The 14,620-nt window shown below is 34.0% G+C and carries 13 protein-coding genes; all 13 read right to left on the reverse strand.

Annotated features, from left to right (window positions below; translation table 11 throughout):
* Window positions 1-12: 12 nt before the first annotated feature.
* The 13 genes from EVJ46_08430 to EVJ46_08490 all read right to left on the reverse strand — a co-directional run bounded on the left by EVJ46_08430 (window position 13) and on the right by EVJ46_08490 (window position 14,595).
* Window positions 13-2,232, reverse strand: a complete 2,220-nt coding sequence (locus EVJ46_08430) for a hypothetical protein (GenBank protein RZD16201.1) — start codon at window positions 2,230-2,232, stop codon at window positions 13-15.
* On the reverse strand, window positions 2,219-2,935 hold the full coding sequence (locus EVJ46_08435; protein ID RZD16202.1) for a FliA/WhiG family RNA polymerase sigma factor: 717 nt from the start codon (window positions 2,933-2,935) through the stop codon (window positions 2,219-2,221). The genes EVJ46_08430 and EVJ46_08435 overlap by 14 nt, the downstream gene beginning before the upstream one ends.
* Window positions 2,936-3,037: 102 nt before the next feature.
* Window positions 3,038-3,862: a flagellar synthesis regulator FleN gene (locus tag EVJ46_08440; GenBank protein RZD16203.1), complete on the reverse strand. Its 825-nt coding sequence runs from the start codon at window positions 3,860-3,862 to the stop codon at window positions 3,038-3,040.
* Window positions 3,863-4,062: 200 nt separating this feature from the next.
* Complete coding sequence (locus EVJ46_08445) at window positions 4,063-5,265, reverse strand: hypothetical protein (protein RZD16204.1); 1,203 nt, start codon at window positions 5,263-5,265, stop codon at window positions 4,063-4,065.
* Window positions 5,255-7,354 carry a flagellar biosynthesis protein FlhA gene (flhA, locus tag EVJ46_08450; GenBank protein RZD16205.1) on the reverse strand — a complete coding sequence of 700 codons (2,100 nt, stop codon included), beginning with the start codon at window positions 7,352-7,354 and terminating at the stop codon, window positions 5,255-5,257. Before flhA ends, EVJ46_08445 begins: the two co-directional genes overlap by 11 nt.
* Window positions 7,347-8,435, reverse strand: coding sequence for a flagellar biosynthesis protein FlhB (gene flhB, locus EVJ46_08455; protein RZD16206.1), 1,089 nt, complete (start codon window positions 8,433-8,435; stop codon window positions 7,347-7,349). Before flhB ends, flhA begins: the two co-directional genes overlap by 8 nt.
* A 3-nt stretch (window positions 8,436-8,438) precedes the next feature.
* Window positions 8,439-9,221, reverse strand: coding sequence for a flagellar biosynthetic protein FliR (gene fliR / locus EVJ46_08460; protein ID RZD16207.1), 783 nt, complete (start codon window positions 9,219-9,221; stop codon window positions 8,439-8,441).
* A 3-nt stretch (window positions 9,222-9,224) separates the two neighbouring features.
* The gene (gene fliQ / locus EVJ46_08465) at window positions 9,225-9,503 is read right to left on the reverse strand and encodes a flagellar biosynthesis protein FliQ (protein ID RZD16208.1); all 279 of its coding nucleotides are present in this window, start codon (window positions 9,501-9,503) and stop codon (window positions 9,225-9,227) included.
* Window positions 9,504-9,663: 160 nt separating this feature from the next.
* The gene (gene fliP, locus EVJ46_08470; GenBank protein RZD16209.1) at window positions 9,664-10,377 is read right to left on the reverse strand and encodes a flagellar biosynthesis protein FliP; all 714 of its coding nucleotides are present in this window, start codon (window positions 10,375-10,377) and stop codon (window positions 9,664-9,666) included.
* Window positions 10,355-11,989, reverse strand: a complete 1,635-nt coding sequence (locus tag EVJ46_08475; protein ID RZD16210.1) for a hypothetical protein — start codon at window positions 11,987-11,989, stop codon at window positions 10,355-10,357. The genes fliP and EVJ46_08475 overlap by 23 nt, the downstream gene beginning before the upstream one ends.
* Window positions 11,986-12,870, reverse strand: coding sequence for a flagellar motor switch protein FliN (fliN, locus tag EVJ46_08480; GenBank protein RZD16211.1), 885 nt, complete (start codon window positions 12,868-12,870; stop codon window positions 11,986-11,988). Before fliN ends, EVJ46_08475 begins: the two co-directional genes overlap by 4 nt.
* On the reverse strand, window positions 12,857-13,858 hold the full coding sequence (gene fliM, locus EVJ46_08485) for a flagellar motor switch protein FliM (protein RZD16212.1): 1,002 nt from the start codon (window positions 13,856-13,858) through the stop codon (window positions 12,857-12,859). The genes fliN and fliM overlap by 14 nt, the downstream gene beginning before the upstream one ends.
* A gap of 194 nt (window positions 13,859-14,052) precedes the next feature.
* Window positions 14,053-14,595, reverse strand: coding sequence for a flagellar basal body-associated FliL family protein (locus EVJ46_08490; GenBank protein RZD16213.1), 543 nt, complete (start codon window positions 14,593-14,595; stop codon window positions 14,053-14,055).
* Window positions 14,596-14,620 lie beyond the last annotated feature (25 nt).

Genomic DNA, 14,620 nt, shown 5'->3' on the forward strand with positions numbered 1-14,620 from the left:
CATTTAAATAATTTACTTTTTAATTTTAAGCAGCTCTTCCGCTATATTTCTTAAATCTTCGTTGGTGTCGCTCAAATAGTTTTTTATAACCGCTCTTGCCCTTGTTTCATCAATGGAATATAAAGACCTTAGAATGCTTATTTTTATCAATATCTCATCAGAACTCCGCAAAATTTCAAGTAATTTATTAAAATTATTATGAATCCCGCCGGCATTATCAGCGTCTTTATTATAAGTATTTTTATTATAGATAGTTGTATTATGGTTATCTAGATTGTCAGCGTTTGTATTGTCAGAATCATGATTATCAGAATCACGTAATTTGCCGATAAGCTCAATAACTTTAAATCTGAACATGACTGAGCGGTTTTTAGTTAATATAGTTTCAAAAAATACGGCTGAATCCTTAAATCCTAATTTTATGAGCGATTCTAAAGAATTATATAATACTTCTTCGTTATCGCTTTCTTTGAGCAGTTCAAATAAAATTTCTAAAAACTCTTCCTTCAAATATTTATATTCCGCGCGATTTATATTTGAAAAATTGCTTATAACGGATGCAAGCAGCGCTTTAACATTTTCCGATTCTGATTTGGAATCTGCCAGTATTTTAAATATGTTATACACATCTATAATATCTTTTTTATTTAGATGTTTATTAAGCGATATTTTAAATTCTTTAATGATGCGCAGCGATATTTCTTTAATCCTGGTATCATTTGAATGAAGACTGTTTATAAAAAACTTAAAATAAATTTTGTTATTATTTGTTAAAATAATAATATTTTTGATATAATTATCTAAGACATCGGGATAATTTTCGCTTATTGTTTTGTTATAAATATATTTGGCAAAATTAATTTTTTTTGACTTTCCTATTAAATCGGCTGCTGCTTTTCTTATATCTCCATTGCTGTCGTTCAGTAAAAATAAAGCATTTTTTAATACAGATTTTGAAAGTTTTGGGGCGCCGTAATTAATTATAGACGCTGATGCGGCAAGCAGAGCAATATTTAATTCAACAAAAACTTTTCTGTCTTTAAAATAATTTAAAAGTACGGCAATTTCATTAAAATACCTATTTTCAGACAATATTTCAATTAAAATAGAATAAGAATTAAAGAAACTTCCCGAGTATGCCATTTTTGTTTCAAATGATGCGCTCATATATTCTAAATATTTTTTTATATAAAATGGATAAGCGACTTTTACAAGAGAATCCTTTATATATTTATATTCAGCATTATCGGGAGTTATTAAATTTTTATTCAGATAAATCATAAGAAAATTAAAAATTTTAATAGATTTCTTTACATTTGATAAAGAAAAATAGAATAAAATTGCCTCTCTTATTAATTTATCCTCATAAAATTCTAATTTTAAAATATTTATTTTTATATTAATATTCTGTATTTTTTTTATTACGGCATTTTTATATTTCGTATTTTTATAATTTTCAATGTATATCCTGTAAATATTTTTAATCAGATAAATTTTATCAATTCTTTTGCATTTATTATCCAAACCCGCAATATCAGTCAAAAAATTGAGCCCTGCCCTGCCGTCTATTTTAGCTATAGCATCGATTATTAATTTTCTTACGACATCATCTCTGTTTTTCCAGAATTCATATTTAAGGTCGGCTATAGTAGATTCTATTTTTAATTCACCAAGGGAAAATATCGCCGATGCTTTAACTAAAAATGAATCGTTTAATAACATTTTTTTTAGCGTTTGAACGAGTTTCAGTTTTAAAAAACCGATAGATTCGGCGGCATTTGCCCTGACAATTTCATCTTCGTCTGCGCAAAATTTTCTCAAACAGGCGGAAGGGGCGCCATGCGGGGTAAAACTGCCGAATCTTAACAATTCCGACACAAATCTCCTATACTGCAGATCTGTATCGGCGCAATAATTTATTAAAAAATTCCCGTTTCTCTTTGCTTTATTTTTAAGAATATCAAAGGCAGCGGAACGCATTTTTACGTTATAATTTCCCGTAACAATTTTAAATAAAATGTTATTCAGTAAATGATTAGAACTTTCGGACAGGGCATTCGACAGCATCTCTGCGGCGGCATTATTGCCGGTGTCTAATAATCCGATCAATCGGTTTAATTCTTCCTCGTTATCGCTCTGAAGTATGCCGTTAATTTCTGAAATCAGCCTAAGCTTATTTCCAGAGGATATTTTATTAAATTCTTCTTCGATGTTATAATTATTGGTTTGCATATGAATTTAATCGCGCTTTTAATTTTAATATTGCCTTTGAATGAATCTGACAGATTCTCGATTCCGTTAAATTTAGAATCTTGCCGATATTTTTTAAAGTAAGCTCTTCATAATAATACATCATTAATACATTCTTTTCAATATCATCTAGCGTGTCAATGCATTTCTTTAATATTTCACCTTTTTCGCTGTCGATTAAACCATCTACCGCCGAAGGTTCTGCGCTTTCTACCGTTTCCAAAGTTTCAACGGACGTTTTTGGCATTCCTGCAAAATCCATATCTGAAATAAAAGACGCTCCTCTTATTTTATAAAGCATGTCATTCAATTCATCCGAACTTATGCCTAATTCTTCTGCCGTTTCGGCGTCATCCGGCATTCTGCCTAATTTTTGTTCCAGATGCATATAGGTTTTTTCAAGTTTATTTGACGCTTCCCGCGCGTTCCTTGTCAGGTAGTCCAATTTTCTTATTTCATCAAGGATTGAACCTTTAATCCTTGTTATGGCATATTTTTTAAAATTATCATTTTTAGACGGGTCGTATTTCACGGCTGCGTCAATAAGCCCTGCAATGCCGAATTCGACAAGGTCATCTCTGTCAACAATCCCGTGGTATTTAAGCGTCATAAAATTGACAACGCTATTAATTAATTTAAAATTATCTTCTATTAGCTTTTTTGACTTTGCGTCTAATTGATTCATAATTATTTGATATTCAGCAAATTAAACTGTACAGTTTCGGAAAAGAAGTCCTGGAAAAGGTGTCAGACACCTTTATATATTTCCTTTTTATATTTTACATATCTAATTCTTTCTAAAAAGATTATTGAAAAAGAATTGTAAATTTCCGCTTGAATATTCGTTCTCATCCTGCGATATTATATCATAAGCCAATTTTTTAAAACACGCTGCAGATTTTGATTCAGGATAAAGCTCCATTGCCGTTTTTTGCATAATAACGGATTTGGAAACATTCTCGTCATACAATATAAATCCTCCATAACTCAGGGAAACTTTGAGAAATTTATCGGCAACGATACCAAGATGCTTATATATGCCTTTTGCTTCCTTTTCGTTTTTTGCCATATTTAAAATAATAGAGAAATTTTTCTGTCCGTGCTTTGTGCTCATTACTTTTATAAGCGCATATGCATCGGTTATAGATGTCGGTTCAGGGGTTACTATAACCATTATCTCGCCTGCTGCAAGGTTAAAATAAATTACATTCGACGATATACCCGCTCCCGTATCTATGAGCAGAATGTCTATGTCGGAGAGAAAATCGCCGAATCTGGACATTAAAGTCATTTTTTGTGTTTCCGTAAGATTTGACAACTCCGGTATACCGGAAGAAGCCGGCAGAACTAAAATGCCGTTTTTATCTGAAATGATAATATCCTTCAGCTGCTTATCTCCGTACAGTACGTTGGATATATTATACTTTGGAGCCAGTCCTAAAACAACGGAGACGTTTCCGAGGCTTAAATCGGCATCCATTATCATTACTTTTTTACCCATAGAAGCAAAACAATAGGCAAGATTGCATACGATATTAGTTTTGCCGACACCGCCTTTTCCGCTTGTTATTGATATAATTTTAGTTTGATTTGGCTGTTTTCTTTTTCTCATAATATTTTTATTGATTTTAATCGAAGTTTAATTAAATTTTATTAAGTTTATTAAGTTTATTAAGTTTATTAAATGTGTTAAATGTATTAGTTATATCAAGTGTATTAATTAAATATAATATTTCGTTATCATATTTCGGGCTTGTTAAAGCTAATTTAGCATTATCATAGTTAATGGCATTAATTAAATATATTTTGTTATCATATTTCCGGCTTCGGAAAAAATAATCCGTATAGATTATCTAATTTTGCCTCCTCAATATTTTCAGGAACATTTTCTCCGTTTGTCAAATAATCTATGGTCAGTTCGGACTGAAGAAAAATACCCGCAAGATTGCCTATGCTGTACGATTCGTCAACTTTTGTTATAATTAAAGAGCTAAGCCCTATCTTATTATTAAAAGATTCATAAATTCTCATCGCATCATGAGATTTAGTCTGGGCAGACAGAAGAAGCGAATTTTTCATTTTTCCTTTATAAATATCAAAAAATTTAGCTAAATTGTTAAGCTGATAAAGATTATTATGGTTTACGCCGAATGAATCTACAATTATGACATCTGAATCTGAATTTGACACGAAAGTTTTAAATTCATCCGTATTTTTTATAGATGCAAATTCTATTTTCAGTTTTTTAGCATAGTTTTTTAGCGCTTCGTTTCCGTTTATTTTTAAAATATCTAATGAGCAGAGGGAAACGTGTTTATTTTTTTCAAATATATATTTTGCGCATAATTTCGCGGCGGACGATGTCTTTCCTACACCGTTATTTCCGATTAGCGATACTAAAATTTTGCCGTCCACGGTGGACTGAAGCGCAGTTTTCTTTTCTAATCTGCGCTCAATCAATTTTTTAAAAAATTTTAAAAAATATTCTATTTTCTCGTTCGGCGTAAAGTTTTTAAGCACGAGTCCCTTGAAAAAAATATCATTTAATTTAACCGATATTCTTCTGTCAAAACCTAATCTGTCTAAATATGAAAACAGCTCTTCATCTATAATTTTAGAACCTGATTTTTCTTTTTTTAAAAAGTCTATAGAAAATCTGAGTTCGTCAAGCATAGATTTTACTTCTTCAAATTTTGAATTTAGAACAAAAATAACCTTATCTTCTACGATACTCTCAAAATTATCCTTTAAAAATTTAATATCGTCATAAAGCGGAGTTATTAAATCATAATTTATTTTTTTATTGTCTTCTTCTCTATCCCTGCCGTTTACGGAAATTTCTTCATTATAATCGACCGCCGCCACAACTTCTAAAAACGGTTTGCCGAAAAAACCGAACTCTTCAGATTTATTTACCTGCCTTGTAGAGATAATAACGGCGTCTTCCCCCAGGTCCCTTTTTATAAGTTTAATAGCTTCTTTTATATCCAGAACCTCATATCTTTTAATTTGCATAATCTATCTCCATATTGCCTATAGACTGCAATTTTATGTTAGGAGCAATTTCCGCCGATGAAACAACGACTATACCCGGAATAATATCCTTCAGAATATTTTTCACAAACAGCCGTATAGCCGGAGATGTCAGAATGACAGGCGTGTGTCCCCCGTCTAACGCTTTTTTAACCTGCTCTTTAACGGCTCCTATAATTTTTTGATATACAGGCTGTTCAATTGCGGAATAAACGCCGAGTTCTTTAGCCTTTTTATATTCATTAAGCATAGCAGATTCGAAATTTTTGCCGAGGGTTATAACCTTTATCGAACCGTCGGCATCTAAAATTGTTTTCGTAATTGTCCTTTTTAGAGCGCTTCTTACGTATTCCGTCAGCATGAGCGGATCTTTTATGGTTGTTCCGTAGTCAAGCAGCGTCTCAATTATAGTAAGCATATCTTTTATAGGGATGCCTTCATTAAGCAGATTTTCTAAAATTTTCTGCACCGTGCTTAAGGATAAAACATTCGGGATTAAATCATCAACTATTTTAGGATATTTCGCAGACAGAATATTAAGAAGTTTTTGAGTATCCTGTCTTGTCAGCAGTTCTGCGGCATTCTGTTTAATAATTTCAACGATATGGGTTGCTATTACGGCAGGAATTTCAACGACAGTCCATCCTGCAAGCTGCGCTTTCTGTTTTTCGCTTTCGTCAATCCATAATGCCGGAAGATTAAACGCAGGCTCTTTAGTTACCGTGCCGGCAATATTGGCCGTTGCATTGCCCGGATTCATTGCCAAATACTTGCCCGGCATTATTTCAAATCTGGATACCTCTACGCCTTTTATAAGAATAACATACTCATTAGGTTTTAAAGCCAAATTATCTTTAATATGGATAGGCGGCACAATCATTCCGAGGTCTGCCGCAATCTGTTTTCTGAGACCTTTTATTCTTTCAAGGAGTTCTCCGCTTCTTGAAGAATCAACATAGGATATCAGACCGTATCCGACCTCCAGTTCAATTATATCAACCTGCATAACGCTTTCAAGAATCTGCGATTCCGGCACAATCTTTTTTTCTTCGACACTCTTCTGTTCAATCTCTGTTTTTTTTCGTAAGGTATCCCTTGAAATTAAAAAAGCTGAAATTGCAAGAATAAGAGCCAATAAAATAAACGGCCAGTGAGGCAGCCCCGGTATAATACCGAAAAAAAATAAAATACCCGCACCGGTATATAAAGCACGTGGGTAAGTGGCAAACTGTTTTGAAAATTCTTTTGACAGATTGGTTTCTCTGCTTGCTCTTGTTATAATAACGCCGCTTGCGGTTGAAACGATAAGAGCCGGTATCTGAGCCACAAGCCCTTCTCCTATACTCAGGAGAGTGTAATCGGAAGCGGCCTGAGCCAAGGACATATGATGCTGAAAAATACCTATTAAAAGTCCGCCTATAATATTAACGACTATAATAACTATAGCCGCTACTACGTCGCCTCTGACAAATTTGCTGGCGCCGTCCATAGAACCGTAAAAGTCCGCTTCTTTAATAATGTCAGACCTTTTTTTTCTTGCTTCCTGGTCGTTTATAAGACCGGAATTTAATTCTGCATCAACCGACATCTGCTTTCCGGGCATCGCGTCTAATGTAAATCTTGCGGCAACCTCGGCTACCCTGCCGGCGCCTTTAGTAACTACTAAAAAGTTAATTACTATAAAAATTATAAATATAACTATACCTACAGCATAATTTCCGCCTATTATAAATTTTCCGAATGATTGTATTACAACGCCTGCCGCATCCGTTCCCTTATATCCGTACAGCAAAATTAATCTGGTAGCGGCTATTTCTAAAGAAAGTCTAAAAACCGTGGAAAATAAAAGTATTGTAGGAAAAGTAGAAAATTCCAGCGGTCTCATGACGTAAATGGAAATAAGAAGAACAATGATAGAAAAAGATATAGACAGGGTAAGGAAAATATCAAGCATCCATGTGGTTATAGGAAGAACCATAAGGATAATTACCATGAAAAACATCAGGGCAAGAACAATATCCGAATTCTTTAGTATAAAATTATCTTTTATAGCAGAGCCGTTATTAGCCATTTGTATTCATACTCCAAATTTTTTTAAATTTCAGGTTTGTCGAATACAGATGCGCAAGTATTTCAGCAACCGCTTTATATAAAGTATCGGGAATAAAATCTCCAGGTTCGCATATTTCATAAAGAGACCTTGCGATATATTTATTTTCAATAATAGGAATTTCATGTGCCGCTGCAATTTTCTTAATCAGAAACGCCATCTCGTCCGCTCCTTTTGCTACGACGACAGGCGCTTTATGTTTCTTATTTTCATATTTAAGCGCTACCGCAAAATGCGTCGGATTTGTTATGACCACATGCGCATTCTTGACCTCTTTTAAGATTTTTCTGCGCGATATTTCTCTCTGCATTTTTCTTAATTTGCCTTTTACCTGAGGGTTACCTTCGTACTGTCTCATTTCATCTTTTACTTCCTGCTTGCTCATCATAAGACTTTTAGTATGCTGCCATTTTTGAATAAAATAGTCTATTACGCTCAAAACGACCATAACGGCGATGATATTAAAAAAAACTTTAGATATAAGCTGCATGATAAAAACAATATTTGCTTCCGCTGTTGCATATTCTAAAGTAAATAATTTATGCAAATAGCCTATAGCGGAAAAATACGCCACTAAAACTACAACGAAGAATTTTACTAAGGACTTCAGCAGTTCATTTACAGACTGAAATGAAAAAAATCTTTGAATGCCCGACACAGGATTTATCTTGCCAAAATCAGGAATGAGCGGCTCAAAAGTCAATAAAAATCCTACCTGCGCTATATTTGAAACTACCGAAGCTAAAAAAATAATTAATATTACCGGAAGTATGGCATAAAAAACCGAATAAAGCAGACCGTATAAAACATTGATGGCACCTGCTTTCGTAAGCTGTATAGAAGAAGCGTTCGATAAAAAATATACCATATTGCCTTCAACGGTATTTCCGATTTTTTCTATATTAAACGAAAGGTATATAAAAATGGCTATCAAACCGAAAGTGGTGTTGACCTCTCTCGATTTCATAACATTGCCTTTGTTTCTTGCGTCCTCTAACCGTTTAGGAGTAGGCTGCTCAGTCTGTTCAGATTTATCCGCCATAATTTATTTTCCGGGTATTAAATTTAATACTGAAATATATTCTCTGTTAAGCCCGCTGAACATAAAGAGGATATAATTACTAAAATAGGGCATAAATAAAAACATAAAAAACAGCCCTGCTACGATAATCATAGGAAAACCTACCGCAAAAATATTAAATTGCGGCGCAAGGCGCCCCATTATCGCAATAACGATATTTGTAAATAAAGCTACAACTACAATAGGTATGCTCAGCTCAAAACCTATCAAAAAAATATTTCCAGCCTTATCAACGATATATTTAAAAACATAAGGCGAAAATTTAAAAAAAGTAAGCGGTATAACCTGAAAACTTTTATATAGACCTTCAAAAAGAAAAAAAAATGCGTCAGAAATTAAAAAAAGCATCAGAGCTATAAAATTCCACATATTTGCAAGCAGCGAGACCTCCGCATTATTTATCAGCGGATTTATAAGACTTATCATTCCGTAACCAATCTGAAAACCGGCAAATTGTCCGGCAAGTTCAACGCCGCTGAATATTATTAAAACAAGAAATCCGAGTATAAGACCTATTAAAATCTGAGAAAAAATAAGAAGTATAACGGCAGCAAGAGAAATGTGAGGAATGATCTGTATTTTTACTACCATCGGATACATAATTACAGCTATAAAAAAAGCTGTTCCCACCTTAATTTTATTCGGCACTGCCGTGCTACCGATAAAGGGCAGTATCATAATCATCGCAAGAATTCTAAAGAATATTAGCATAAATTCTATTAATAAGTATCTGTGAATATCGAGCATAAATTAACTTCCTCCTCTTACATAAGCAGGAAAATGGGTAAAAATCGCCGTAGCAAAATCTACTAAAATATTAAGCATCCACGGACCGAAAATAAGCAGAACTACTATGACTACTATAATTTTTGGAACAAAAGTAATGGTCTGGTCCTGCAATTGCGTAACAGCCTGAAAAACGCTTATCATAAGTCCGATTGCAAGACTGGCAATAAGCGGAGGGGCGCTGAGATATAAAACTGTCAAAATCATTTTCTGTATAATAAAGTTTACGAATTCTATAGACATTGATATTTAGGCATTTACATTGGTATTTATCGGTTTATTTTAATTAGTTTATTTCAATTTATTTATTTAGCTTTTTATTAGGCTATTTATTTAGCTATTTATTTAGCTTGTTTATTTAAATTAATTATTTAATAATTTACTTTAATAACATACATATAACCTATTTAAAACTTTGAACTAAAGAGCCGACAACTAAATACCAGCCGTTGACTAATACAAAAAGCATCAATTTGAACGGCAGAGAAATCATTGTAGGCGGAAGCATCATCATACCCATAGACATAAGCAAACTTGAAACAACTAAGTCAATTACTAAAAACGGCAGATAAATCAGAAAACTTATTTCAAAAGCCGTGGTCAGCTCGCTTATAACAAAAGCTGGCACAAGTACATACATAGGAACATCCTGAGGGGATTTTATTTTTTTAAGTTTAGCCATCCGCACAAACAGTCCAAGGTCTTTTGTCCTTGTCTGTCTGAGCATAAATTTTTTCAGCGGTTTTACTCCGCGCGTATATGCCTGTTTTATGCCTATTTTTTTATTTGTGTACGGAATATACGCATTATGATATATCTTTCCTATTACCGGAGCCATAACAAAAAAAGTAAGAAAAAGACTTAAGCCGATTATCACCTGATTAGGCGGCATATTCTGAGTACCCATAGATGTGCTGAGAAACGAAAGAACTACGACTATTCTCACAAACGAGGTCATCATAATTAAAATAGACGGAGCGATAGAAACTACCGTAAATATCAGCAGTATCTGAATAAGGGCGGAAACTTCGGAATGATGCGGGTGTTTTGTTATCGCTATAACAGGCAGAGCGATAAGATTTGCCCCGTTTGATCTAATTTTTCTTAAAATTTCCATTATTACTCTCCATTAGTCCCTTTATTTTATTTTCTATATCAAAAAAAACATTATCGGCTTTATTTTTAATTCTTGCTTCAGAAATATTTCTTATTTTATATTCTGAAGATTCTTCGCCTTTATCATTATCGTTATCATTGTAATTATCATTTTCATTTTCGTTATTATTGGCATTATTGTTGCTGCCTCTTACATTATTATTGCTATTATTGGAATAAGAATAAGAAGATGGCGCTCCGCTTTTTTTGTCGGGCGTTCTATTTTCAAATGTCGCCTGACGGTCAAGTTTAGGCTCAAATTGAGATACGTTTAAGTCTTTATTTTGGCTTTTATCTTTTGACAATGCGCTTATATGCTGTTTTAAAAAACTGCTGAAACTGTTTCTTGAAGCAGGGGCAGCTTTTTTATTTAAAAATTTACCGGCATTATCTTTACTAACATTGACGGCAATATCTCTATTATCCTCATCGCCGCCATTATTGTCATTATCATTATCGCTATCATTATTGCTTAAATCAGATGATTGGCTGCCGGCATTTTTAGAATAATTGACGCTCTTACGATTTATTATGCCTTTCATCATATCTATATTATTATTCGGCGCAGCAGGGGCATTTTCTCCGGCGTCATTTTCGCTGCTGCCGATATTATTTTCATCGTCACTTATATGTCCTATTACCTGCATATTTGTAGGCGACACGCCTATTAAAAAAAGCTGATTATTAACCGAAGCCAGTATGAGCGATTTTTTAAATCCGATATTAACCGAAGAAATAATTCGTATATTATTTTTATTTTTTTTAATATTAGACATTTTGCCTTTAAATTTTGTAAGCAGATAATAAATAGCATAAATAAAACCTAATACGAGAAGTAAAGAAAATATAGTTTTAATAATTTCAAACCCAAAATTAAAATTCATTGCAGCCGGCTGTTTATTTAACATTGTTTTATCAATTTTGTCTGTTTTATTAGTTTTTTCGGCTTGACCGACTTTAGCATACCGTTCAGCTTTTTTATTGAACGGCGCTGTTTTATTCAGAGCTGGTTTATCTTCTAAAGGTTTTTTTATATTTTTAAAACTGTTTTTCAGCAATGCGAGTTTACTGAGCTGTGGCGTTTTTTTGCCTACATTTTGAAATATATTACCGGCAAAACTGCGGTTTATCTTAATAATATAATAATTTCCGTAAAAAGAACTCTCTAATCGTTTCTTGTTTATTTTTATTCCTTTTTTGAAATAAACCATAACATCTGCAGAGTGCTTTGCGCCGCGTATTAATTCTATCCCTGAAATCAACGGATTATCAGAATATTTTAAAAATTTAGATTTAAAATGAAAACCGGAATCCGGAAATTTTAATTTGAAACCGTAATCATATAATTTATAATTAGGATTCAGCTGTTTAGCGGCATTATTAAATTTTAGCCATATAAGATACTTGCCGTTATTATTTTTAGTTACCAAAATTTTCTGCAGCAATGAATTCGGCGGAAATTTTCCCGACGCATAGCATGTTCCAGCAAATATACCCGTAATAAAAAATAGCAGCAATAATGCAAATAATATAAATAATGCAGCGGCTGCAGATGAACCAAGAAATTTCCTCATAATTTCTGAACCCTTTCTACAGGACTGATTATATCAGTCAATCTGACGCCGAATTTATCATTGACAAGAACAACTTCGCCCTTTGCCATCAGTTTATTGTTAACATATACTTCTAAAGGTTCTCCAGCCAGTTTGTCAAGCTCTAGCACGGAGCCCTGTCCAAGCTGAAGCATATCGTTTATAACCATTTTTGTCCTGCCTAATTCAACTGATATACTGAGCGGTATATCAAGAATAAATTCAAGATTTTTAGGCGGCTCTGCCGTTTTATCGTTTACGTCAAAAGACGCAAACTCGACTTTTTTTACGTTAAATTTATTTTTATTGGACTCTGATTTTGATACCGGCTTTCCGTTTTTATTAACACTTTCGGCTACCGCATTGCTTCCGATATCATGTTTGAATGTTTCTCCGGCGCCGCTGCCTGCCGCGCCTTTGCTTTGGGTATTCGTCTCGGTTTCGCCCGTACCGGCTGCTGCATCCGCTTCCGTTCCATACTCCGCCTTCGCTTCTTCTTGAAACGCATCGTCCCATGAAATATTATCATCATCATCGTCTGCAGACTTAGCTTCTTTTTTATTGTTTTTTTCTGCAGCAGATGCTTCGCCTGCACCTTCGGCGGCAGCATCCGCTCCTTTGCCTGCGCCGCTGTCTGCCTTTCCGTTTGCATTAACACCGTTATTCACGCCATTACCCGCAACACTGCCTGCCTTCGCTTCTTCTTGAAACGCATCGTCCCATGAAATATTATCATCTTCATTTTCTTTTTCTTCTTTATTATTTTTATTGTTTGAAGACGGTTTGGTCTGTCCCGACGGCAGATCCGACGCTTCGCCTGTTTTTTTATTTTTTTCTTCTGTTTGCTGCTCAGTCTGACTCATCGTAATACCCCTCTTTTTCTAATGGAATAGATGAAATTAATTTTACCGCGAGCTGATTTTGCATTTTGCCCGGATAAGCTAAATATTTTGGAATATTTTCTACCCTCACAACCAAAGGTTCAACAATCTGCTTGTCCAAAATAAGAACGTCGCCTTCTTTTATATTTAAAAAATCTCTTGTTTTTATTTCTGTTCTGCCCAGTTCAACCCTTAAATTAAGTTCAGATTCTTTTAATCTTGCTTTAAATCTTTCTATCCATCTGGAATCAACCTCAAGCTGTTCGCTCTGAAAACCGCTGTACAATTTTTCTTTAACAGGTTCAATCATCGAATAGGGCAGACATATCATAAATCTTGAAACGGCGCCTTCAATATCTACTTCAAATCTGTTTACTATAACTACTTCGGTAGGTGTTACGATGGTTGCAAACTGAGGATTAATTTCGCTTCTCTGAAATTCCAGCTCAACAGGGCTCACAGGTTTCCATGCCTCTGTAATATCGGCAAAAGCCATATCTATAACTTTTTTTATAAGTCTGTTTTCTATAGGGGAAAAATCTCTGCCTTCTACTTTAACATGAAGGTCTGTATTACCGCCGAAAAAAATATCTATAAGATTATAAACAAGCCTGGCATCAAGAACAAATATGCCGAATCCGCGAAGCGGCGGCATTTTAAAGATAGTAAGACTCGTCGGAAGCGGTATATTTTTTAAAAATTCTCCGAACTTTTGCATATCAACCGAAGTCCAAGTTACTTCGGCAACCTTCCTTAATGTTGAAGTCAAGTCATTCCTGAGAAGCCTTGCAAATCTTTCATTGATAATTTCAAGGGTAGGCATTCTGCCGCGGACTATTCTGTCCTGCGAAGTCAAGTCGTAGTTTCTGACGCCGCCGACCTGTTCAGGTTTTTTTTCTGCCTCTATAGTCCCCGAGGATATACCTCTTAACAGCGCATTAACCTCTTCCTGTGATAAGACGTCAGCCATAAAATAATTATATAATTATATTAATATTAAAGATAGATAGCTATTTAGTCGATTGTTCAGTTAATTATTTATATTATAAGTTATTCAGTTAGTTATTTATATAAAAGCTATTCGGTCAGTTGTTTATATTATAAGCTATTCAGTTAGTTGTTCAGTTAGTTATTTATAAGTTATTTATTTAGTTATTTAATTAATTACTGCACTAAATAATTATTAAAATAAACACTTACCACCTGTCCTTGTCCTAAAATCCTGTTAAGACTTCTTGCTATCTGATGTCTTAAGGCAGTTATTCCTGCAGGCGTATTAATTTCGTGCGACGTTTTTGAACTTAGTATCATAATTATGCTATTTCTGATTTGAGGAGTAAGCTGCTTAAAAAGCACCTGATTTCCGCCTGGTTTCAGTTCCACGGTTATAGAAGCTTTAACATAGCTTGAAGAATTTTTATTTGCAAGATTTGTCAGAAAAGATTTAAGTTCTATCATTGGTCCGGGCGTAATATTTTTTCTGACGTTAATAGCGTTGTTTAAAGGTTTGCCGGAAGGTTTGGCTAAAATAAAATGGTAAGCGGCAAACCCGCCGCCAAGTAAAAAAAGCAAAGGCACTATTATAAATATAATTTTTTTTAATCCGGATTTTTTCTTAATTTTTTTAGAATCTAAACCGGCGATAGACGATAGTTCTGCATCTTCTCCGCCAAGCTCTTTATTAGCCGTTTGCTTTTCCCCTGCCATTATTTGCAATTCCTCCCTATAAAAT

Source organism: Candidatus Acididesulfobacter guangdongensis (genome assembly GCA_004195045.1).
GTDB classification, from domain to species: domain Bacteria; phylum SZUA-79; class SZUA-79; order Acidulodesulfobacterales; family Acidulodesulfobacteraceae; genus Acididesulfobacter; species Acididesulfobacter guangdongensis.